The 20,310-nt window shown below is 70.3% G+C and carries 20 protein-coding genes; 14 read left to right on the top strand and 6 right to left on the bottom strand.

Features of this window, described 5'->3' with window-relative positions; translation table 11 throughout:
- Positions 1-13: 13 nt before the first annotated feature.
- Positions 14-2,578: a putative bifunctional diguanylate cyclase/phosphodiesterase gene (locus tag IWH25_RS07490; protein ID WP_203388690.1), complete on the bottom strand. Its 2,565-nt coding sequence runs from the start codon at positions 2,576-2,578 to the stop codon at positions 14-16.
- Positions 2,579-2,806: 228 nt separating this feature from the next.
- Here IWH25_RS07490 and IWH25_RS07485 point away from each other — a divergent pair, with 228 nt between their 5' ends.
- The 8 genes from IWH25_RS07485 to IWH25_RS07450 all read left to right on the top strand — a co-directional run bounded on the left by IWH25_RS07485 (position 2,807) and on the right by IWH25_RS07450 (position 9,811).
- Positions 2,807-3,976 (top strand): CBS domain-containing protein, encoded by a 1,170-nt coding sequence (locus tag IWH25_RS07485; RefSeq protein ID WP_203388689.1) that lies wholly within the window; start codon positions 2,807-2,809, stop codon positions 3,974-3,976.
- A 56-nt stretch (positions 3,977-4,032) separates the two neighbouring features.
- Positions 4,033-4,233, top strand: coding sequence for a hypothetical protein (locus IWH25_RS07480; RefSeq protein ID WP_203388688.1), 201 nt, complete (start codon positions 4,033-4,035; stop codon positions 4,231-4,233).
- The gene (pyrF, locus tag IWH25_RS07475; protein WP_203388687.1) at positions 4,230-5,045 is read left to right on the top strand and encodes an orotidine-5'-phosphate decarboxylase; all 816 of its coding nucleotides are present in this window, start codon (positions 4,230-4,232) and stop codon (positions 5,043-5,045) included. The genes IWH25_RS07480 and pyrF overlap by 4 nt, the downstream gene beginning before the upstream one ends.
- 136 nt (positions 5,046-5,181) lie before the next feature.
- On the top strand, positions 5,182-6,348 hold the full coding sequence (locus IWH25_RS07470; RefSeq protein WP_203388686.1) for an efflux RND transporter periplasmic adaptor subunit: 1,167 nt from the start codon (positions 5,182-5,184) through the stop codon (positions 6,346-6,348).
- Entirely contained in the window at positions 6,348-7,037 is a 690-nt protein-coding gene (locus IWH25_RS07465; RefSeq protein ID WP_203388685.1) for an ABC transporter ATP-binding protein, read from the top strand. The genes IWH25_RS07470 and IWH25_RS07465 overlap by 1 nt, the downstream gene beginning before the upstream one ends.
- Before the next feature lie 21 nt (positions 7,038-7,058).
- Positions 7,059-8,267, top strand: a complete 1,209-nt coding sequence (locus tag IWH25_RS07460) for an ABC transporter permease (RefSeq protein ID WP_203388684.1) — start codon at positions 7,059-7,061, stop codon at positions 8,265-8,267.
- Between the two features lie 10 nt (positions 8,268-8,277).
- A complete protein-coding gene (locus IWH25_RS07455) occupies positions 8,278-9,480 on the top strand; it encodes an ABC transporter permease (RefSeq protein WP_203389182.1) in 1,203 nt (400 codons plus the stop codon).
- 4 nt (positions 9,481-9,484) lie between these two features.
- Complete coding sequence (locus IWH25_RS07450) at positions 9,485-9,811, top strand: hypothetical protein (RefSeq protein ID WP_203388683.1); 327 nt, start codon at positions 9,485-9,487, stop codon at positions 9,809-9,811.
- A gap of 9 nt (positions 9,812-9,820) precedes the next feature.
- Here the strand turns inward: IWH25_RS07450 and IWH25_RS07445 are convergent, their stop codons facing one another.
- Entirely contained in the window at positions 9,821-11,446 is a 1,626-nt protein-coding gene (locus IWH25_RS07445; RefSeq protein ID WP_203388682.1) for a DUF342 domain-containing protein, read from the bottom strand.
- A 199-nt stretch (positions 11,447-11,645) separates the two neighbouring features.
- On the opposite strand from IWH25_RS07445, the gene IWH25_RS07440 reads away from it, so the two are divergent.
- Both IWH25_RS07440 and IWH25_RS07435 read left to right on the top strand, forming a co-directional pair.
- The gene (locus tag IWH25_RS07440) at positions 11,646-12,473 is read left to right on the top strand and encodes a peptidoglycan DD-metalloendopeptidase family protein (RefSeq protein WP_203389315.1); all 828 of its coding nucleotides are present in this window, start codon (positions 11,646-11,648) and stop codon (positions 12,471-12,473) included.
- 92 nt (positions 12,474-12,565) lie between these two features.
- Positions 12,566-13,042, top strand: a complete 477-nt coding sequence (locus tag IWH25_RS07435) for a hypothetical protein (protein ID WP_203388681.1) — start codon at positions 12,566-12,568, stop codon at positions 13,040-13,042.
- A 106-nt stretch (positions 13,043-13,148) separates the two neighbouring features.
- On the opposite strand, the gene IWH25_RS07430 is transcribed toward IWH25_RS07435, so the two are convergent.
- From IWH25_RS07430 to IWH25_RS07420, 3 genes are all read right to left on the bottom strand, one after another.
- Complete coding sequence (locus tag IWH25_RS07430) at positions 13,149-13,538, bottom strand: glycine zipper domain-containing protein (protein WP_203388680.1); 390 nt, start codon at positions 13,536-13,538, stop codon at positions 13,149-13,151.
- 112 nt (positions 13,539-13,650) lie between these two features.
- Positions 13,651-14,412, bottom strand: coding sequence for a pseudouridine synthase (locus tag IWH25_RS07425; protein ID WP_238999030.1), 762 nt, complete (start codon positions 14,410-14,412; stop codon positions 13,651-13,653).
- Positions 14,413-14,528: 116 nt separating this feature from the next.
- Positions 14,529-14,876, bottom strand: coding sequence for an FKBP-type peptidyl-prolyl cis-trans isomerase (locus IWH25_RS07420; RefSeq protein ID WP_203388678.1), 348 nt, complete (start codon positions 14,874-14,876; stop codon positions 14,529-14,531).
- A gap of 180 nt (positions 14,877-15,056) precedes the next feature.
- Here IWH25_RS07420 and IWH25_RS07415 point away from each other — a divergent pair, with 180 nt between their 5' ends.
- From IWH25_RS07415 to corA, 4 genes are all read left to right on the top strand, one after another.
- Complete coding sequence (locus tag IWH25_RS07415) at positions 15,057-16,271, top strand: ABC transporter substrate-binding protein (RefSeq protein ID WP_203388677.1); 1,215 nt, start codon at positions 15,057-15,059, stop codon at positions 16,269-16,271.
- An 86-nt stretch (positions 16,272-16,357) separates the two neighbouring features.
- A complete protein-coding gene (locus tag IWH25_RS07410) occupies positions 16,358-17,458 on the top strand; it encodes an HD domain-containing phosphohydrolase (protein ID WP_203388676.1) in 1,101 nt (366 codons plus the stop codon).
- Positions 17,459-17,491: 33 nt separating this feature from the next.
- Entirely contained in the window at positions 17,492-18,259 is a 768-nt protein-coding gene (locus IWH25_RS07405) for a tRNA threonylcarbamoyladenosine dehydratase (protein ID WP_203388675.1), read from the top strand.
- A complete protein-coding gene (corA, locus tag IWH25_RS07400) occupies positions 18,259-19,326 on the top strand; it encodes a magnesium/cobalt transporter CorA (RefSeq protein ID WP_203388674.1) in 1,068 nt (355 codons plus the stop codon). The genes IWH25_RS07405 and corA overlap by 1 nt, the downstream gene beginning before the upstream one ends.
- On the opposite strand, the gene IWH25_RS07395 is transcribed toward corA, so the two are convergent.
- Positions 19,315-20,265 carry an MBL fold metallo-hydrolase gene (locus IWH25_RS07395; protein WP_338022731.1) on the bottom strand — a complete coding sequence of 317 codons (951 nt, stop codon included), beginning with the start codon at positions 20,263-20,265 and terminating at the stop codon, positions 19,315-19,317. The genes corA and IWH25_RS07395 overlap by 12 nt on opposite strands.
- Positions 20,266-20,310: the final 45 nt, after the last annotated feature.

The raw sequence follows: 20,310 nt of genomic DNA, 5'->3' as shown, positions 1-20,310 counted from the left end.
GCGCACCCCCGGCTCAGGCCTCGGCGAGCGCCTGCCAGTCGACGGCGATGGTCTGCCGCGCCGGCTTGCCGATGTAGTAGCCCTGCGCGAGGTGCACGCCCATCTTGTGCAACTCGTCGAGCACTTCCTGCGACTCGACGTACTCGGCGACGATGGTGATGCCCATCTCCTGCGCCAGCGACTTGATACTGGTGACGACCGCGCGGTCCTTCTGGCTGACGAGCATGTTGGCGATGAAGTCGCCCTCGATCTTCAGGAAGTCGATTGGGAAGCGGCGCAGGTAGTGGAAGGACGAGAAGCCGGAGCCGAAGTCGTCTATGGCCAGCTGGAAGCCCTCGATCTTCAGCTCGTTCAGGAGGCGCTCGAGCATCGACAGGTTCTTCACGGTGTCGCGCTCGGTGATCTCGAAGACGATCTGCTCGTTGCGGAAGCCGCTGTCGGCGACGATCTGGCGGATGCTGCGGCCGAACTCGCTCAGCACCAGCGCGCGCGGCGACAGGTTGATAAAGACCAGGCCGTCGTGCCCCATCTCGTGCAGGCGGCAGAGCGCACGCTCGATCACCAGCGCGTCGAGGCGGTGGATGACGCCCATTTTCTCGGCGATCTCGACGAACTCGTCGGCGCGCATGATCTCGCCGTTCACCTCGATCCGCGACAGCACCTCGTAGGCGACGACGCGCCTGGTCGCCACGTCGAGAATCGGCTGGAAGAAGGGAATCACCCGCTTCGACTCGATCGCGTCGAGCACCAGCGCGCTCTTCTCGGTGATGTCGCGGAAGACGTCGACGACGTCGTCGGCGGTGGGCACCGCGACCCGGTCCTTGCCGCCGGCCTTGGCCTTGTACATCATGTTGTCGGCGAACAGGAACAGGTCCTTGGCGTTGTCGGCATGGTCCGGGAACACGGCCAGGCCGATCGAGCCGGTGCCGCGCAGGCGCAGGCCGTCGTCGAGCTCGAGCTGCATGTTCTCGATCGCCGCGCGCACGCGCTCGGCGACCAGCGCGACGCCGGCGAGGTCGGCTTCGGGCAGGATGGCGACGAACTCGTCGCCGCCGTAGCGGGCGAAGATGTCGCCGTCGCGCAGCGCGGCCTGCACCTCGCGCGCGAAGTGCTGCAGGTACTTGTCGCCGACCGGGTGGCCGTGGCTGTCGTTGATCACCTTGAAGTTGTCGAGGTCGATCAGCAAGAGGCCGAACTTGTAGCCGTGGCGGCCGGCGCGGCCGACCTCGTAGGCGGCGAGCTCCCAGAACACGCGCTGGTTGAAGAGGTCGGTCAGCGGATCGCGCGTCGCGTAGTACTCGAGGTCGCGGGTGTACTTGTAGATCGCCTTCACCGATCCGACCACGTTGAGCAGCGTGGACAGCACGCTCTCCATCACCAGTTGCCGGGTCTCGTCCTCGAGCACCTCGGAATGGACGCCGATGCCGACGATGCCGCCGATCTTCGGCGAATCGACGAAGAAGGACTTGACGCGCACGGCAACCGCGTCGCCGTCGAGCACGATCTCGGGCGCGCCGCTGTCGACGACGTGATGGTTCAGCGTGCACTCGGCGATGTCGGAGAACTTCGGGCTGTTCACCAGCGCGGCGCGGATGTGCTCCTCCATCATCGACCGCGTCTGCCGCGACGGCGGGCCGCGCCAGAAGATCTCCAGGTCGAACAGCTCGTCGTCGATCTTGAACACCGAGAACAGCACGTGCGCCGGCATCACGCGGTTGATGTCGCTGAGCAGCTGGCCGACGTATTCACGCCAGTCGCGGACGACATCGGAGGTAATCACGAATTTCTCGAGCAGGCCGATCTCGAAGGTGAGGATGTCCTTGTCGACGGCGATCATGCGCAGCTTGTTCACCAGCACGTCGATGGCGCCGACGATCTGGTTGAACTCGGTGAAGCCGAGGTCGTGCTTCTCCAGCGCGACCTGACGCAGGTCGCGGATCGAGTTGACCTGCTCGAAGCTCGCACGCATGTCCTCGGCCGAGCCCTCGATGCGCCGGCACACCCACCAGACGACGGCGGCGGCGAAGAAGGCGACCATCGGCAGCAGCACGGTCAGCGCCACCAGCAGGTCGCGGCGGGCGCTCTCGATGACCGGACCGAATTCCTGGCGGATCTCGATCGCGCCGAGCACCGACCCGCTCTCGGCGTTGCGGTGGCAGCGCAGGCAGCGCTCCTCGGCGACCAGCGGATAGATGTGGCGCACCGAGGTCGCGGTGTCGACGTGGCGCGACTTGCCGTCGGCGAGCGCGGCATTCACCTCGGCGTCGAGCGGCGCCTGCTCGATCTCGTCGTAGATCGCCGAGACCAGCGGGCCGCGGTAGATCTCGATGTTCAGCCCGGAGCCGGTGCCGGCGCCCTGCGTCGCGCGCAGGAAGGCCTCGGCCTGCGCGCGCTTCCAGCCGGCGCTCATGACCTGGTACATCGAGCTGAAGGTGACGCGGGCGACCGCGTCCGAGGTGCGCACGGCATTGGCCTTGACCACGCGGTCGAGGATGTCGCCGATGGACAGATAGATGCCGCCGAAGAAAAGCACCCCGACCGCCGCCGAAGCGGCCAGAATGAACGTCCTGATGCGCATAAGCCCCCCTGGAGTCGCCGTGTGGACGCCACTGCCGGCGACCGTGGGATCGTAAGCCGGTGGGGGGAGGCCGGGCTTTGATCTGGGTCATACGGCGGCGCCGATTGATGCCGTACGCATTATACGGCCGAAGCCATGGCGCCGGGCGAGGGCGCGGCATGGCCGCGGCCGCGCGGGCGGATTAGAATCCCCGGCGCGAGGGCCGCGCGGCCCGACAAGGAAAACGACATGGACACCAACAGCAAACTGATTTCGGCCGTGATGAGCAGCACGGTCTGGCAGGTCGGCCCCGAGGAGACGGTCGAGGCGACGCTGGCGCTGATGCAGCACCGGGCGGTGAGCTCGGTACTGGTCACCGAGGGCGAGCTGATCCTCGGCATCATCACCGAGCGCGACATCGTGCGCGCCGTGCACCACGGCGGCGACGTCAAGCAAAGGAGCTGCGCCGACCTGATGCAGTCGCCGGTGATCACCGTCACCGACCGCACGCTGTGCATCGACGCCTACCACCGCATGGTCGGCAGCGGCATCCGCCACCTGGCGGTGACCGACGACGCCGGGCGCATCGTCGGCGTCGCCAGCGAGGGCGACCTGATGCGCGACTTCGGCATCGAGTACTTCATGACCTTCAAGGACATCGGCGGCGTCATGAGCACCCGCATCGGCCGCCTGCCGCCGACGGCGACGGTCGGCAACGCGGCGGCGCAGATGCTGGCCGAGCGCCAGAGCTGCGTCGTCGTCGTCGATGCGGCGGGCGCGCCGATCGGCGTGCTGACCGAGCGCGACGTGGTCCGCCTGTGCAACCAGCACTCGGCCCCGGAGCGGCTGACGCTGGCCGAGACGATGTGCACGCCGGTGCGCACGGTACGGCCCGGCGGGCTGCTGCACGAGGCGGTGAAATCGATGGCCGAGGCGCGCATCCGCCGCCTGGTGGTGGTCGACGATCGCGGCGCCGTCTGCGGCCTGCTCACGCACCACGACATCGTGCTCGGGCTGGAGGGCGGCTACGTCGGCTACCTCAAGGAGATCGTCGAGAAGCAGGCGCACGAGCTGAAGCAAGCGGCGCTGGCGATCGACGAAAAGCTGCTGCTGACCAACATCCTGCGCTCGGCGACCGGCACCGCGCTGCTCGCCGCCGACCTCAGCTACCGCATCTCCTACGCGACGCCGGCGGTCGCCGACGTGCTCGGCCTGCGCGTCGCCGACATCGGCGGCCAGGACCTGCGCGGTATCCTCCGCCTGCTCGGCTGGCGCGAGGTGGACGGCGAGCTCGCCGAAGCGGCGCTCGCCGCCGGCGCGCTCCAGCGCACGGTGGCCGGCATCGACCTACAGGCCTCGCTGCTGCTCGACGCGCAGGACAAAGTGCAGGGCTACCTGGTGCTCGCGCAGCGCACCTGACGCCGGCCGGGACGCCGGCATGCGAAAATGGCGTTTTTACCGTTCGGACGAAGGCGATGGCCGGAGGCTGGGGCTGCCCCCACGAAGTGAATGACCGCTGCACGAAGGTGAACGACCTGCCGTGCGACCCGGGCATGAAGGGCTGCACGCTGGCCGGCCGCTTCCGCTTCGCGAACGAGGACAAGAACGCCCGCTTCCACGAGAAACGGGCACGCCCGACCGCCGCCGGCGACAACAAGACCAAGGACGGACCATGACTTTCATCGAATCACTCCAGGCTGCGTGGACGCGCAACGACTCCCTGCTCTGCGTCGGACTCGACCCCGACCCGGCCAAGTTCCCGGTGCACCTGCAGGGGCGCAACGACGCGATCTTCGAGTTCTGCCGCAGCATCGTCGACGCCACCGCCGACCTTGCCTGCTGCTTCAAGCCGCAGATCGCCTACTTCGCCGCGCGCCGCGCCGAGGACCAGCTGGAGGCGCTGATCGCGCACATCCGCATCACCCACCCCGGCATCCCGGTGATCCTCGACGCCAAGCGCGGCGACATCGGCAGCACCGCCGAGCAGTACGCGGTCGAGGCCTTCGAGCGCTACGGCGCCGACGCCGTCACCGCCAACCCGTACATGGGCCGCGACTCGGTCGAGCCCTACCTCGCCTACAGGAACAAGGGCGTGATCCTGCTCTGCCGCACTTCGAACCCCGGCGGCAGCGACCTGCAGTTCCTCGACGTCGGCGGCGGCGTCAAGCTCTACGAGCACGTCGCCCGGCTGGTGGCCGAGGAGTGGAACGGCAACGGCCAGTGCGCGCTGGTGGTCGGCGCCACCTTCCCCGCCGAGATCGCCCGCGTGCGCGCGCTGACCGGCGACATGCCGCTGCTGGTGCCGGGCATCGGCGCCCAGGGCGGCGACATCGAGGCGACGGTGAAGGCCGGCCGCAGCGCCGCCGGCAGCGGGCTGATGATCAATTCCTCGCGCGCCATCCTCTACGCCGGCAAGGACGAGAACTTCGCCGACGCGGCGCGCCGCGTCGCCGCCGAAACGCGCGACGCGATCAACCGCTTCCGCTGAGCGCCGCGCCCGGGGCGCTGTGCCGGCCGCGCGCAGCCCCCGGCGGCGCGGCCGCCATGACGACGGCACCCCACGCGGCGCGCTCCGGTGCGACAATATCGCCGTTCGCTAATCGACCCGCGGAAAGACCGACCCGATGAAACCCGGCACCCTGACCCGCCGCCTGCCGCTCGCGCTGGCCGTGATCGCCCTCGTCGCCGCCGCCGTCTGGTGGGCCGGCCGGCCGAAGCCGGTGGCCGTCGCGCTGGCCGAGATCGACCGCGGCAAGGTCGAGGCCAGCATCGCCAACACCCGCGCCGGCACCGTCGAGGCCTGCCAGCGCACCAAGCTGTCGACCATCGTCGGCGGCCGCATCGAGCTGCTGGCGGTGAAGGAAGGCGACCGCGTACAGAAGGGCCAGCTGCTGATGAAGCTGTGGAACGACGACCAGCAGGCGCAGGCGACGCTCGCCGGCGCGCAGATGGAAACGGCGCGGCGGCGGGTGAACGAGGTGTGCACGCTGGCCGCCAACGCGGCAAAGGAAGCCGAGCGCCAGGCCTCGCTGCGCGCGCGCGGCTTCGTCTCCGGCTCGCGCGAGGAGGCGGCGCGCGCCGAGGCCGACGCCAAGCACGCCGGCTGCGCGGCGGCGAAGGCCGAGGTCGCGTCGGCCGACGCCAGGCTCAAGGCGACCCGCGTCGAGCAGGGGCGCACCGTGCTCTACGCGCCCTTCGACGGCACCGTCGCCAAGATCGTCGGCGAGGTCGGCGAGTACTCCACCCCGTCGCCCCCCGGCGTGCCGACGCCGCCGGCGATCGACCTGATCGACGACTCCTGCCTCTACGTCAAGGCGCCGATGGACGAGGTCGACGCGCCGAAGATCGCCGCCGGCCAGCCGGTGCGCATCAGCCTCGACGCGCTGCCGAAGCGGAGCTTCCCGGGCAAGGTGAAGCGCGTCGCGCCCTACGTCTCGGCGGTCGAGAAGCAGGCGCGCACGGTCGACGTCGAGGCGCTGTTCGACGACCCGCAGGCGCCAGGCAAGCTGCTCGTCGGCTACAGCGCCGACATCGAGGTGATCCTCGCCGTGCGCGAGAACGTCGTGCGCGTGCCGACCTCGGCGCTGCAGGAAGGCGGCCGCGTGCTGGTCGCCGGCAGCGACGGCCGGCTCGCCGAGCGGCAGCTGAAGACCGGGCTGTCGAACTGGGAATACACCGAGGTGGTCGACGGACTCGCCGCCGGCGAGCGCGTCGTCACCTCGCTCGAACGCGAAGGCGTCAAGGCCGGTGCTGCCTGGGTCGCCGACGAGAAGAAGAACGGCGGCAAGTGATGGCGGCGCCGCTGATCGCGCTCGCCGGCATCGAGCGCGTCTTCCACCTCGGCGACAGCGAGGTGCATGCGCTGCACCGGCTCGACCTGCAGATCGACGCCGGCGAGTACGTCGCGGTGATGGGGCCGTCGGGCTCCGGCAAGTCGACGCTGCTGAACCTGGTCGGCCTGCTCGACCGCCCCAACGCCGGCACCTACCGGCTGGAGGGGCGCGACGTGACGACGCTGTCGCCCGAGGAGCAGGCGCGCGTCAGGAGCGAACGGATCGGCTTCGTCTTCCAGAGCTTCCACCTGGTGCCGCGGCTGACCGCCGCCGAGAACATCGCACTGCCGATGACGCTGGCCGGCATCCCGCCGGCCGAGCGCGCCGCGCGCGTCGCGCAGGCGCTCAAGGACTACGGCCTCGCCGACCGCGCCGGCCACCGCCCGGACGAGCTTTCCGGCGGCCAGCGCCAGCGCGTCGCGATCGCCCGCGCGACGATCATGCGGCCGGCGGTGATCCTCGCCGACGAGCCGACCGGCAACCTCGACCGCGCCACCGGCGACGAGGTCGTGCGCCTGCTCGAGGAGCTCAATGCGCAGGGCGTGACGCTGATCGTCGTCACCCACGACGCCGCGCTCGGCGGCCGCGCGCGGCGCCGGCTGCAGATGGAGGACGGGTCGCTCAAGCGCGACTCGGCCGCGGCCTGAACGGGACGCGCCCCTTCCGCCATGCGCGCCCCTGACCTGCTCCGCTTCGCGCGCGACGCCGCCACCGGCAACCCGCTGCGTACCGTGCTGCTGGTGCTGGCGATGGCCATCGGCGTCGCCGCCGTGGTCGTACTCACCGCGCTCGGCGACGGCGCGCGGCGCTATGTGATCAACGAGTTCTCGGCGATCGGCAGCAACCTGGTGATCGTCCTCCCCGGCCGCTCGCAGACCGGCGGCTTCAACCCCGGCAACGCCATCACCAGCACGCCGCGCGACCTGACCGTCGACGACGCCGAGGCGCTGCAGCGGGCGCGCGCAGTGCGCCGGGTCGCGCCGCTGGCGGTGGGCACCTCGGAGATCAGCGTCGGCGGCCGCCTGCGCGAGGTGATGGTCGCCGGCACCACCGCCGAGTTCATCGAGGTGCGCCGGCTGGCGCTGGCGCAGGGCCGCTTCCTGGCCGCCGGCGACTGGCGGCGCGGCGCCAGCGAGGCGGTGATCGGGGCCAAGATCCGCGACGAGATGTTCGGCAGCGAGCCGGCGCTGGGCCGGCTGGTGCGCGTCGGCGACCGCCGCTTCCGCGTCGTCGGCGTGCTCGCGTCGAGCGGCCAGGGGCTGGGGATGAACACCGACGAACTGGTGATCGTGCCGGTGGCGCTGGCGCAGGCGATGTTCAACAGCAACACGCTGTTCCGCGTGCTGGTCGAGGCGACCGGGCGCGAGGCGATCGCGCCGGCGAAGGCGCAGGTCGAGGAGATCGTCAGGCTCCGCCACGACGACGAACTGGACGTCACGGTGATCACCCAGGATGCGGTGCTGGCCACCTTCGACCGCCTGCTCGGCGCGCTGACGCTGGGCGTCGCCGGCATCGCCGCGATCAGCCTGGCGGTGGCCGGCATCCTGGTGATGAACGTGATGCTCGTCTCGGTGACCCAGCGCACCGCCGAGATCGGCCTGCTGAAGGCGCTCGGCGCCACCGGCGGCACCATCCGCCTCGCCTTCCTGACCGAGGCCGGCATGCTCTCGCTCGCCGGCGCCCTCTTCGGCTACCTGCTCGGTCACGCCGGCGCGGCGCTGATCCGTCACCTCTACCCGGCCTTCCCGGCCTGGCCGCCGGCCTGGGCGGTGGTCGCCGGGCTGGCGACGGCGCTCGTCACCGGGCTGCTCTTCGGCGTGCTGCCGGCGCGCCGTGCGGCGCGCATGGACCCGGTGCGGGCGCTGTCGAAACGGTGAGCGCGTCGTGATCCGCCCGGCCGATTCCCTGCAACTGGCGCTGCGCGCGATCACCGCGCACCGCCTGCGCTCCTTCCTGACGCTGCTCGGCATCGCCGTCGGCATCGCCGCGGTGATCCTGCTGACCTCGATCGGCGAGGGCATCCACCGCTTCGTGCTCGCCGAGTTCACACAGTTCGGCACCAATGTCATCGCCGTCGGCCCGGGCAAGACCAAGACCGCCGGGCCGCACCCCTCCGGCATCCCGACCTCGGTGCGGCCGCTGACGCTGGCCGATGCGCAGAGCCTGGAACGGCTGCCGCAGGTCGCCGCGGTGACGCCGACGATCTGGGGCAACACCGAGGTCAGCGCCAACGGCCGCCTGCGGCGGACGACGGCCTACGGCGTCAGCGCGGCGATGGCGCAGGTGTTCAACATCAAGGTGAAGAGCGGCCAGTTCCTGCCGGCGGAGGATCTGGAGAGCGCGCGCGCCTTCGTCGTCCTCGGCTCGAAGCTGAAGGAGGAGCTGTTCGGCAGCGCCAACCCGCTCGGCGCCAAGCTGCGCATCGGCAGCAACCAGTTCCGCATCGTCGGCGTGCTCGAGAGCAAGGGGCAGTTCCTCGGCATCGACCTCGACGACACCGCCTACATTCCGGCGGCGCGCGCGCTCGAGCTGTTCAACCGCGACGGGCTGATGGAGATCCACGTCTCCTACGCCGAAGGCGTGCCGGCGGCGCAGGTGAGTTCGGCGATCAAGGCGACGCTGACGGCACGCCACGGCCGCGAGGACTTCACGATCACGACGCAGGAGGACATGCTGAAGACGCTCTCCAAGATCCTCGACATCCTGACCATGGCGGTCGGCGCGCTCGGCAGCATCTCGCTCTTGGTCGGCGGCGTCGGCATCGTCACCATCATGACCATCGCCGTCAGCGAGCGCACCGGCGAGATCGGCCTGCTGGTCGCGCTCGGCGCGCCGCGGCGGACCATCCTCGGCCTGTTCCTCGGCGAGGCGGTGGCGCTCTCCGCGCTCGGCGGCCTGCTCGGCCTCGCGCTCGGCATCGGCCTGGCGCAGATCATCCACCTGGCGGTGCCGGAACTGCCGGTGCATACGCCGCTCAGCTTCGTTCTGCTGGCGGAGGCGGTGGCGGTCGCCATCGGCCTCGCCGCCGGCGTGCTGCCGGCGCGGCGCGCGGCGCGGCTGGACCCGGTCGAGGCGCTGCGCGCGGAGTGAGGCGATGAGCGACGCGCGGCACCTGCAAGTCGTCCATCTGCAGCGGGCGGCGCCGGCGAAACCGGCCGTCGGTGCGCCGTGCAACGGCTGCGGCGTCTGCTGCGCGGCCGAGCCGTGCCCGGTCGGCATGCTGCTGTTCCGGCAGCGGCACGGCCCCTGCCCGGCGCTCATCTGGCAGGCGGCAGAGGCGCGCTACCGCTGCGGCCTGCTCTGCGCCCCGGCGCGCCATCTGCGCTGGCTGCCGCGCGCGGCCGACCGGTTCGCCGCCCGCCTGTTCGCGCGCTGGATCGCCGCCGGCGCCGGCTGCGACTCGACGGTCGACATCGGCTGAGCGCCGACCTCAGCCCTCGTCGGCGAGCAGGCCGAGGCCGCCCTTGCCGAGGCCGATCGAACCGGCGCCGTGTTCGCCGGCGACGCGGTAGCGCTGGTTGCCCAGATAGACGTCGACGCCCTCGTAAATCGCCTCCTCGGCGATCACGCGCGATTGCTGCGCGAGCTCGATCTTCCGCTCCAGCGCCTGCTCCTCCTCGCGGATCGCGGCGATCTCGTCGGCGAGCACGGCGGCGGTGCCGCGTGCCTTCTCCAGCATCTCCGGCCGGATCCGCTGCGGGTTCTGACGCGCGAAATCGAGCAGCTTGCTGATCTCGAGCAGCTGCGTCTCCTTGCCGTCGCGCAGCTTGGCCTTTTCCTGCGCAAGCTTGTGCAGGTTCGGGTCGACGCCGATCTCGAAGCGCGTCGCGACGCGATTCGGCGAGCCGAGCACCTTGCCCTTGATCGACAGCGTCGCCTGCGCCTTGCCGCCGATGATGTGGCCGCGGCGCTTGCCGCCGACCAGGATGTGGTTCACCGCGGTCAGCTCGCACTGCATCGCGGTGTCGTCGATGAAGATGCTGTCGCCGGCCTCGATCTTCGCCTGCTGCGCGTAGGCGGCGTGGAAGGAGCCGCCGCAGCGCAGGTGCTGCTCGCCGCCTTCCTTGCGGCCGAGGTTGCCAACGACGCCGCCCTTGATGACGATGCTGCCGCCGGCCTCCAGCGTCGCCGCCTCGACCATGCCGCCGACCTCGATGTCGCCGCTGGCGCGCACGCTCATGCCGGCGGCGACGTCGCCCTTGATCACGACGCTGCCGTCAAAGCTGATGTTGCCACTGGCGGTGCCGACCTCGCCGACCGAGTAGACCGGCTCGACGATCATGCCGGCGGCGACCTGCACCGGCTGGCCGACGATCGCGGCGAGCAGCAGGTTGGGGTTGCCGGGATCGACGCTGACACCGGAAAGGTTGCCGGCGAACAGCGCCTCCTTGCCCGGCCGCGCCGCCATCGGCACGCCGAGCAGGGTCATCCCGGGGATGCCGTCGGTGGCCGGATGGCGCAGCATCAGCCGCTCGCCGGGATGGACGACGGCAATGTCGCCGAGGTCGCGGTAGTCGATGCGCCCCGATTCGTCCACCTTCGGCGAGCGGTCGCGGGCATCCGGCAGCAGGCGCTCGAAGCGAGCGTCCTCGCCATGCACCGGCGGCCGGCCACGGGCGACGACGACGCCGGTCGCTGCACCGGCGGCCGCCGCTTGGCGGATCGCGTCCTCGTCGATGCCGCTGCTGACGCCCTTGGCGGCCAGCTCGGCCAGTACGGCGGCAGCATCCACCGGGTCGCCGCCCTGCGCCGGCGTGATGTCGAGCATTGCGGAAAGCCCGTCCGGGACGAGGCTCACGGTGAAGGCGGCGTCCACGCATTCGGCGAGCCGCAGCGCCGCCACCGGCGCGCCGGAGTTGTACTTGCCGAGCAGCACGGTGGCCGCCGCCGGCAGGTAGCGCAGCCCCGCGTGGCCAAGCTCGGCGATGCGCGCGCGCAGCCAGGACTCGTCGATCGGCGCCGACGCGGCGACCGGTTCGACGGTCGCGATCAGTGCTCTTGCCTCGGGGTCGAAGCGCAGCGCGAGTCCCGCACCGCGCAGCTGTTCATCCGCCATCTCCATTCCTCCTCGGTTCGACCCGCCGCCGGCGGGATTCCGGAACGGCGCGGGTTCCGGCGAGGCGGCTGTACTGTATATTCTCGGCCTCGCCGTCCGTCGCGACTGTGCGCTACGGACTCCTAAGGTAGCAGAACAGCAGGACTTTCGGCCAGATCGGCGGTGCCCGGATGCCGCCGCGACACCCGGAGCCCATCCCTTGAAGCACGCCTCGACCATCACCCGCCACCTCGTCGGCCTCCTGCTCGCGCTCGCCTGCGGCGCTGCGCTCGCGTTGCCGCGGCACCTGCCCGTTCCCGGCGGCATCGCCGTCCTCGAGCTCGCCGGCGCGGCGGCGCCGCAGGTGCATTTCGACGGCCGTCCGCAGCCGGTGGTGCGCGAGAACGGACGCTGGTTCGCGCTGATCGGCATCCCTCTCGACAGCGTGCCGGGGCCGCAGCAGGCGACCGTCGACGACGGCGGCCGGCAGCGCACACAGGCCTTCACCGTGCGCGCCCGGCACTATCCGACGCAGCGGCTGACGATCCCGGATGCGCGCATGGTGACGCCGCCGCCCGAGCTCGCGGAACGCATCGTCGCCGAACAGCAGCGGCTGGACGCGCTGAAGCGGCACTTCTCGCCGTCGCCCGCGCCGGCCACCGACTTCGCGCTGCCGGCGGCCGGCCGGCTGTCGGCACGCTTCGGTCTGCGCCGGGTACTCAACGGCGAAGCGCGCGCGCCGCATTCCGGACTCGACCTCGCCGTCGCCGGCGGCCAGCCGGTGCGGGCGCCGGCGGCCGGCACGGTGCTCGCGGTCGAAGACTTCTATTTCGCCGGCCGCACCGTCGTCATCGACCACGGGCAGGGACTGCTGACGCTCTACGCCCACCTCTCGCAGGTCGCGGTCGCGCCGGGACAGGCAGTGGCGCGCGGCGCCGCGCTCGGCGCCAGCGGCGCCAGCGGCCGCGCCACCGGACCGCACCTGCATTGGGTGGTGGTGGTCGGCGGCAGCGCCGTCGATCCCGAGCTGTTCCTGCGGCGCCCGTAGGGCCGCGGGCAGGTGCGGCACGGCGGCCGGACAGGCAGAATAGCGGCAGCGGCACGCGCCGCCGCACCGTTTCCCGCACTGGAGATCGACCGATGAAGTTGCGCCTGCCCCTGCTCACCCTGCTCGTCGCCGCACTGCCGGCCGCCGCCGCGGTAACCGAAATCGCCTGCCCGGACCTCGCCACTGCGGCGCAGGTCGCGAGCTGTCCGAGCGAGGACGATCTGCTGTTCACGTTCAACGGCTACTGCAGCGACAACGCACGCATCTACGGCAAGGGCGCCGAAGTGTGCACCGACTACCGGCTCTACCGCCAGAAGAAGAACGTTGCACTGTGGGAAACCACGGACGGCGCCTTCCACGCCTACGTCTCCTGCGACCTGCCGCCGGAGGCGGTGAAACAGGCGAAGGCGTCGAAGATCAGTGTCGGCACGGACGGCAAGATGACGCGGGTGGCGTGCAGCTATGGCGACGGCCTGGTGTTCTCCCACCGCAGCAAGGCCGTCTGCCGCACCGCCAACGCCGAGGCCTGCGCCGGCGACGCGGCGGCCTGCAAGGCGATCTGCGACTGAGCCGGAGCGGCGGCAGTCAGTCGCCCTATCGCCCGCCCGCCTTGGACCTGCCCGCCGCCGGACGCAGGCAGGCCAGGCGCTTCATTGCGGCCGGCCACGGCCGGTTTCAGTCGTCGTAACGGTAGTAGCCGTGGTCGTGGCGGTGATGGTGCTTGTGCTTGCGATGCCCCCAGCCGTTCCCGTGCCGCTGCGGCGGCTCGTAGTAGTGGTATTCGACGACGCGCGGCGGCGTATGGACGCGGTAGCCGCCGGCGGGATAGGCCGGGTAGTAGCGCGGCTCGCCGGCCGACTGGCCGATGACGGCGCCGACCGCACCGCCGACGCCGCTGCCGACGATGGCGCCGTTGCGGCCGCCGACCGAGTCGCCGATGACGGCGCCGGCGACGGCGCCGACGCCGCCGCCGATCGCGGTGCCGAAGTCGAGGGCGTGGGCACTGGACGCGGCGAGGCCGGCAGCGAGCAGCAGGGCGGCGAGGGAGAGTCGGGTGTGGTTCATTTCCGTGGTCCTTGCAATGTTCGTGCGGCAAGGATAGGGCACGCCGAAACCCTTGCGGGACAACGGAAACAAAGCTTTACAACTTGTTCGGAAGGGTCACCGAGCGCGGCGCTCAGAACGCCTCGTCGTCGCGCAGGTAGCGCCACTGCCCGGTCGGCAGTTCGCCGAGGCGGACGCGACCGATGCGCACGCGCTTCAGGCCGACGACCTTGAGGCCGACCAACTCGCACATGCGGCGGATCTGCCGCTTGCGTCCCTCGCGCAGGATGAAGCGCAGCTGGTCGTCGTTCAGCCACTCGACCTTCGCCGGGCGCAGCGGGCGGCCGTCGAGCGACAGGCCGTGATTGAGCAGGCGCAGGCCGTCGGGAACCAGCTGGCCGTCGACGCGTACCAGGTATTCCTTCTCCACCTCGGAGTCGTCGCCGATCAGCTGCCGGGCGATGCGCCCGTCCTGCGTCAGCACCAGCAGGCCGGTCGAGTCGATGTCGAGGCGGCCGGCCGGCGCCAGCCCCTTGAGGTGCGCCGGGCGGAATACCGTTCCCTGGTCGGCGCGCCATTGCGTGTCGCGGCCGATCAGCGACACCGCCGGCTGGAAGCCGGGTTCGGGCTGGCCGGAGACGTAGCCGATCGGCTTGTTGAGCAGGATGGTGACGCGCTCTTCCTGCCTGGCGCGCGCTTCCGGCGCCAGCGTGATGCGGGCGTTGGCCGGCGCGCGGGTGCCGAGCTCGGTGACGCGCTGGCCGTCGACGAAGACCCAGCCGCGCTCGATGTAGGTATCGGCCTCGCGCCGCGAGCACAGGCCGCGCTCGGCCATCAGCTTGGAGATGCGCACGCCATCGGCGGCGGTCGCGGCCGACGAGGGTGCCGGCCGCACGGGCGCGGCCGCGCGCGGCTTGGCGCTGGCGCCGGGCGCGGCGCGGCCCGGCCCCGGCACGCGCCGGGCCGGCCCGGACGCGCTGCCCGGCTTGCGCGGAGGACGCCCGCCTTCGCTCATTCCTTGACGTCGAGCAGCGCGACTTCGAAGACCAGCGTCGCATTCGGCGGGATCACGCCGCCGGCGCCGCGGGCACCGTAGCCGAGTTCGGGCGGAATGGTCAGCTTGCGCTTGCCGCCGACGCGCATGCCCTGCACGCCCTCGTCCCAGCCGGGAATCACGTAGCGCTGCGCGAGCGGGAAGACGAAGGGGTCGTTGCGGTCGAGGCTGGAGTCGAACTTGCTGCCGTCGGTCAGCCAGCCGGTGTAGTGCACGACGACCAGCTTGCCGGGCTTGGCTTCGGCGCCGGTGCCGAGGACCAGCTCTTCGATGACGAGGCCGCTGGCGGTGGTAGTGACGGACATGGAGGACTCCTTGCGGAAAAGGTTGGAAGACAGGCGAAAAATCTCAGGGGCTGAAGTTTAGCCGAGAGCGCCGCAGCCCGCGCTGTTTTACGCAGCGACGGGGCTTCCGGGGGGGATGGTCAACGGCAAAACGTTGCCATAGAATCAGGTCATCTGACAACCATAAAATGGAGACACGGCATGAAGTTAGCGTATTTCGCACGGGCGCTTCTGCTCACCCTTTTCGCCGTCGCCGGGCCGGGCTCGGCGACGGCGACGAGCGGCGAGGAGACCATCCGCATCGGCGTCTTCTGTCCATTCAGCGGCGGTTCGGCGGACATGGGCGTATCGATGCGCAACGGCATCCGGCTGGCGATCGAGGAGATCAACGGCATGGCCGGCGGCGTCAACGGCAAGAAGATCGAGTTGGTCGAGGTCGATGACCAGGCCAACCCGGAGGCGGCCCGCAAGGCGATCGGCGAGATGCTGGCGAAGGAGAAGGTGGTGGCCGCGCTCGGCGTCTGCAATACCGGCGTCGGGCTGGCGACGATCGACCTCTTCCAGACAGCCCGGGTACCGCTGATCGTGCCGGTATCGACCGGCACGCCGCTGACCAAGAAGTACGCCGACGCGCCGGAGAACTGGATCTTCCGCGTCTCGCCGCGCGACGAGATCCAGGCGCCGTTCATCGTCGCCGACGCGCTGAAGCGCGGCTTCCGCAAATTCGCGCTGTTCGCCGACACCACCGGCTACGGCGAAGCCGGCAAGAACGACGTCGAGCAGGCGCTGGCGGCGGCCGGCCTGAAGCCGGTCTCGGTGCAGCGCTTCGCGATCGGCGTCAAGGACCTCTCCGAGCAGGTCAGGGAGGCGAAGGCCGCCGGCGCCGACGTCGTCATCAGCTACACCGTCGGCCCCGAGGCGGCGGTGCTGGCGAAGAGCATCGAGAAGCAGAAGTGGCCAGTGCAGCTGATGGGCAGCTGGCCGCTGTGCTGGCGCAACTTCATCGACGGCGCCGGCCCCGCCGGCGAAGGCGCGCTGGTCGCGGTGAGCTTCATCCAGCAGGCCAGCTTCCAGCGGCGCAACGCCTTCATCACCGCCTACACGCAGAAGTTCAACACGCCGATCATTCCGGCGCCGATGGCCGCGGCGCAGGGCTACGACGCGGCGCTGCTGCTGTTCTACGCGCTGCACCAGGCGCAGAGCGCGGAGCCGGTGCGCGTCAAGGCGGCGCTGGAGGATCTCAGGCGCCCGGTCGCCGGCGTTATCACCACCTACGACAAGCCGTTCTCGAAGACCGACCACGACGCACTGTCCGGCAACATGCTGGTAATGGGCATCGTGCGCAAGGGCGCGGTCGACTACGCCTACCGCGAGGACGCCCTGCGCGGCTACGTGGTACAGCGCAAGGGGCAATGACGCCGGCGTTGCCGGCGCCGCCGCCGGCTGCGCAGCGGCGCCGGCTTCGGCTAAACTGGGAACCCTGGACGTAAAGGGGTTCCGCAATGGATATGAGTTCGGTCGTCTCGCCCAACGTCGAGGACGTGGAGGCGCTGCAGACGTTTTTCGACGCGCTGGTCGATCACGTCCTGACGATCGAACGCGACGTCTCGCGGCTGAAGGACGTCCCCGGCGATCGCGAGGCGATCGCCAGCCTGTTCCGGGCGATGCACAACATCAAGGGCGATGCGGCGATGTGCAAGGTCGACTTCGCGGTCGCCATCGCCCACCCGATCGAGGGCCTGCTCTCCCGCCTGCGCGCCGGCGAGGTGGTGTTCACCGACCTCACCGCGGAAGCCATCCTGCTCGCCACCGACCGCCTCGAGCTGGCCACCGACTCGCTGCTCTCGCACCACCCGCTCGACAACCTGCGCCTGCCGCAGCTGGTGCAGGGGCTGGAGAAGATGTCACGCTCGATGCCCGAGGGCATCGACACCGCCGCCTCGGCGCTGATCGAGTCGGTCACCGGTTTCAAGGCGGCGGCGAGCACCATTCTGCCGATCGGCAAGAGCCCGGCGATCTCGCGCAAGAACCTGCAGGTCGCCGACGACCTGCGCTTCTTCCGCGCAATCGCGCTGCAGTCGGAAGCCCGCTCGCCGATGTTCAAGGGGCGCACCAACCGCATCCTGCGCCTGGCGCAGGAGACCAACCAGACCGGCGGCAAGAAGGTCGACCCGGTGCAGCTGGAGGCCGCCGTCTACCTGCACGACCTCGGCATGATGCTGCTGCCGGAACCGCTCTGGCTGCACACCGGGCGCATGAGCGACGAGGAAAAGCTGGTGCTGCACAGCCATCCCGGCTACGCCGCCGGCCTGGTGCAGCGCATGGACGGCTGGGAGGAGGCAGCGCGGATGATCGCTCAGCACCACGAGATGCCGGACGGCAGCGGCTATCCGGCCGGGCTGAAAAGCGGCGAGATCTGCGACGGCGCGAAGATCCTGGCGATCGTCGACGCCTTCGAGGCGGTGATCCTGAAGCACATCCACCGCGGCCGCAACCGCTCGGTGCTGCGCGCGATCGCTGAGATCAACGCCTGCGACAAGCAGTTCGCGCCGGAATGGATTGAGCCGTTCAACCGCGTCATCCGGCGCACCATCGAGAGCTGAGGCCGATGGATCTTCCGCACACGGACGGCGCGCATGGACGCTGATCTGGAACGCCGCTTCGGCGGCATCGCGCGGCTGCACGGCGCCGCGACGCTGGCGCGCTACCGCGCCGCGCACGTCTGCGTCGTCGGCATCGGCGGCGTCGGCTCGTGGACGGTCGAGGCGCTGGCGCGCAGCGGCGTCGGCCGGCTGACGCTGATCGACCTCGACCACGTCGCCGAGTCGAACATGAACCGGCAGGCGCACGCGCTCGACGAGAACCTCGGCAAGGCCAAGGTGACGGCAATGGCCGAGCGCATCCGGGGGATCAATCCGGAGTGCGCGGTGACCGAAATCGAGGAGTTCGTGACACCGGAGAACGCTGCGACGCTGCTCGCCGGCGAATTCGCCGTCGTCGTCGATGCGATCGACCAGGTGCGCGCGAAGGTGGCGATGATCGCGCACTGCCGCGCCCGCCGGATGCCGATCGTCGTCGCCGGCGGTGCCGGCGGCAAGAGCGACCCGTGCCGCATCCGCATCGACGACCTGGCGCGCACCGAGCAGGACCCGCTGCTCGCCAAGGTGCGCGCGCAGCTGCGCAAGGCGCACGGCTTCACCCGCGATGCGAAGAAGCGTTTCGGCGTCGCCGCAGTCTATTCGAGCGAACCGATCCAGCCGCCGGTGGCCGCCGCCTGCGACCTGCCGGCGACGGGCGCCGGCGGCCTCAACTGCGCCGGCTTCGGCTCGTCGATCAGCATCACCGCGAGCTTCGGCCTGTTCGCCGCATCGGCGGCGCTACAGCACCTGCGCGAGGCACGCTGATGCCGCGCATCAAGAAGCGGCGTTCGCAGAAGAGCGGCCTGCCGCCGGGCGCGCTGGTCCATATCGGCGAGGTGAGGACGGAGTCGCCGACGCTGGTGCTGACCTCGTTCGGCCCCGACGGCATCGTCGAACGCGAGCTCGCCGGCGCCGCCGGTCTGGAAGGGATCGACGATTCGGCCCCGGTGCGCTGGCTGAATGTTTACGGCGTACACGACAGCGAACTGATGGCGGCGATCGGCCGCCGCTTCGCGCTGCATCCGCTGGTCCTCGAAGACATCCTGAACACCGACCAGCGGCCGAAGCTCGATGCCTACGACGACTACCTATTCATCGTCGGCCGCATCTACGACGTCGCCCGGCAGCGTGACGACCTCGCCACCGACCAGATCAGCCTGGTCGTCGGCGACGGCTTCCTGCTCACCTTCCAGGAGCGCCGGTCGGGCACCTTCGAGCCGGTGCGGCAGCGGCTGCGCGCCGAGAAGAGCCCGCTGCGCCGACTCGGCGCCGACTACCTCGCCTATGCGCTGCTCGACGCGATGGTCGATGCCTACTTCAGCATCATCGAACGCCTCGGCGACAAGTGCGAGGCGCTGGAGGAGGAGATTCTCGGCCGGCCGAAGCGCAACGTGCTGCAGAAGGCGCACCAGCTGAAGCGGGAACTGTCGCTGCTGCGGCGGACGATCTGGCCGATGCGCGAAGTGATCGGCTCGCTGCAGCGCAGCCCGTCGCCGCTCTTCCGCGACGAGACGCGGCTCTACCTGCGCGATATCTACGATCACGCGGTGCATCTGCTGGAGCAACTGGAGGACCTGCGCGACCTGCTGACCGGCCTGCTCGACATCTATCTGAACAGCGTCAGCAACCGGGTCAATCTGGAAGTGCGCACGCTGACGCTGCTGACCACGGTGTTCATGCCGGCAGCGCTGGTCGCCGGCATCTTCGGCATGAATTTCCGCAGCATGCCGTGGCTGGAATCGCCGGACGGCTTCTGGTCGGCACTGGCGCTGATGGGCGGCGTCGCCGTCGCGCTGTTCGCGGTGTTCTGGTCGCGACGGCTATTTCGCTGACGTGTCGAGCCAGATGTCCAAGCCCTGGGCATTGAGCTCGATGTCGGACTCCCACAGCTTGAGCACCTCGGCAGGCCCCAACCGGCAGCCGAAGCGCTCGACCTCGTTGACCAGCAGATGCGCGAGGTTGGCGCGGATGCGCGCGTGACGGTCCGACCCCGGGCGCGCCTCGCGGCGGGCGATCGCGACGTGGGCATCGATCTGGCGGTGGAGCTCGGCGGCGTGCAGCTCGAGATCGCGCAGCTCGCTGAAATGCGTCAGATACATGACCCGCGGATGGAACGACATGAGCAGGTCGATCGACGCGTGCAGCGCCACCGGGTCGAACTGCACCGGTGTCGTCGTCGGGAAGACGAACTGGCGGCCGTCGGTATCGAGCTCGCGGTAGGAAAGGCCGAAGGTGTCGCCGCTGAAGATGGCGTTGGCGCTGCGGTCGACAATGCAGATGTGGTGGCGGGCGTGCCCCGGCGTGTCGAGGCACAGCAGCTCGCGGTTGCCGAGGCGGATCACCGTTTCGTGCGGCGCCTCGATGATCCGCTCAGCGGGAATCGGCAGCACTTCGCCGTACATCCGGCGCACTTCGGAGCTGCCATAGACGGCCGCGGCGCCGGCGACGAGTTTGCTCGGATCGGCCATGTGGCGGGCGCCACGCGGATGGACGACGAGCTTGGCGCCGGGAAACGCGCGCATCAGCGAGCCGGCGCCGCCGGCATGGTCGAGATGGACGTGGGTGAGGATGACGTAGTCCACGTTGTCCGCGGCGAGCCCCATCGCTTCCAGCGCCGCCTCGACGCGCGGCAGCGAGTCGTTGGTGCCGGTGTCGACGATCGCGACGCGACCGGCGTCGACGACGAAATGGATGGCGGCGTGCCGAGGACGGATGTAGCCGGAATCGATGGCACTGATCCCGTACTCGTAGTGGAAAATCTCTAACATCATGAGGCACCCTTTGCGGAAGCGGCGATTATAGTTGCTCTTGCCCTG

Source organism: Azospira restricta (assembly GCF_016858125.1).
GTDB lineage: Bacteria > Pseudomonadota > Gammaproteobacteria > Burkholderiales > Rhodocyclaceae > Proximibacter > Proximibacter restrictus.
Note: the sequence above shows the minus strand (reverse complement) of the source record. Positions and strands in the feature narration are given on the sequence as shown.

What these genes read in the sequence shown, in the direction of transcription:
- IWH25_RS07490 (WP_203388690.1), bottom strand. Translation starts at nt 2,578, where the DNA reads ATGCGCATCAGGACGTTCATTCTGGCCGCTTCGGCGGCGGTCGGGGTG.
- IWH25_RS07485 (WP_203388689.1), top strand. Translation starts at nt 2,807, where the DNA reads ATGGACACCAACAGCAAACTGATTTCGGCCGTGATGAGCAGCACGGTC.
- IWH25_RS07480 (WP_203388688.1), top strand. Translation starts at nt 4,033, where the DNA reads ATGGCCGGAGGCTGGGGCTGCCCCCACGAAGTGAATGACCGCTGCACG.
- pyrF (WP_203388687.1), top strand. Translation starts at nt 4,230, where the DNA reads ATGACTTTCATCGAATCACTCCAGGCTGCGTGGACGCGCAACGACTCC.
- IWH25_RS07470 (WP_203388686.1), top strand. Translation starts at nt 5,182, where the DNA reads ATGAAACCCGGCACCCTGACCCGCCGCCTGCCGCTCGCGCTGGCCGTG.
- IWH25_RS07465 (WP_203388685.1), top strand. Translation starts at nt 6,348, where the DNA reads ATGGCGGCGCCGCTGATCGCGCTCGCCGGCATCGAGCGCGTCTTCCAC.
- IWH25_RS07460 (WP_203388684.1), top strand. Translation starts at nt 7,059, where the DNA reads ATGCGCGCCCCTGACCTGCTCCGCTTCGCGCGCGACGCCGCCACCGGC.
- IWH25_RS07450 (WP_203388683.1), top strand. Translation starts at nt 9,485, where the DNA reads ATGAGCGACGCGCGGCACCTGCAAGTCGTCCATCTGCAGCGGGCGGCG.
- IWH25_RS07445 (WP_203388682.1), bottom strand. Translation starts at nt 11,446, where the DNA reads ATGGCGGATGAACAGCTGCGCGGTGCGGGACTCGCGCTGCGCTTCGAC.
- IWH25_RS07435 (WP_203388681.1), top strand. Translation starts at nt 12,566, where the DNA reads ATGAAGTTGCGCCTGCCCCTGCTCACCCTGCTCGTCGCCGCACTGCCG.
- IWH25_RS07430 (WP_203388680.1), bottom strand. Translation starts at nt 13,538, where the DNA reads ATGAACCACACCCGACTCTCCCTCGCCGCCCTGCTGCTCGCTGCCGGC.
- IWH25_RS07420 (WP_203388678.1), bottom strand. Translation starts at nt 14,876, where the DNA reads ATGTCCGTCACTACCACCGCCAGCGGCCTCGTCATCGAAGAGCTGGTC.
- IWH25_RS07415 (WP_203388677.1), top strand. Translation starts at nt 15,057, where the DNA reads ATGAAGTTAGCGTATTTCGCACGGGCGCTTCTGCTCACCCTTTTCGCC.
- IWH25_RS07410 (WP_203388676.1), top strand. Translation starts at nt 16,358, where the DNA reads ATGGATATGAGTTCGGTCGTCTCGCCCAACGTCGAGGACGTGGAGGCG.
- IWH25_RS07405 (WP_203388675.1), top strand. Translation starts at nt 17,492, where the DNA reads ATGGACGCTGATCTGGAACGCCGCTTCGGCGGCATCGCGCGGCTGCAC.
- corA (WP_203388674.1), top strand. Translation starts at nt 18,259, where the DNA reads ATGCCGCGCATCAAGAAGCGGCGTTCGCAGAAGAGCGGCCTGCCGCCG.
- IWH25_RS07395 (WP_338022731.1), bottom strand. Translation starts at nt 20,265, where the DNA reads ATGATGTTAGAGATTTTCCACTACGAGTACGGGATCAGTGCCATCGAT.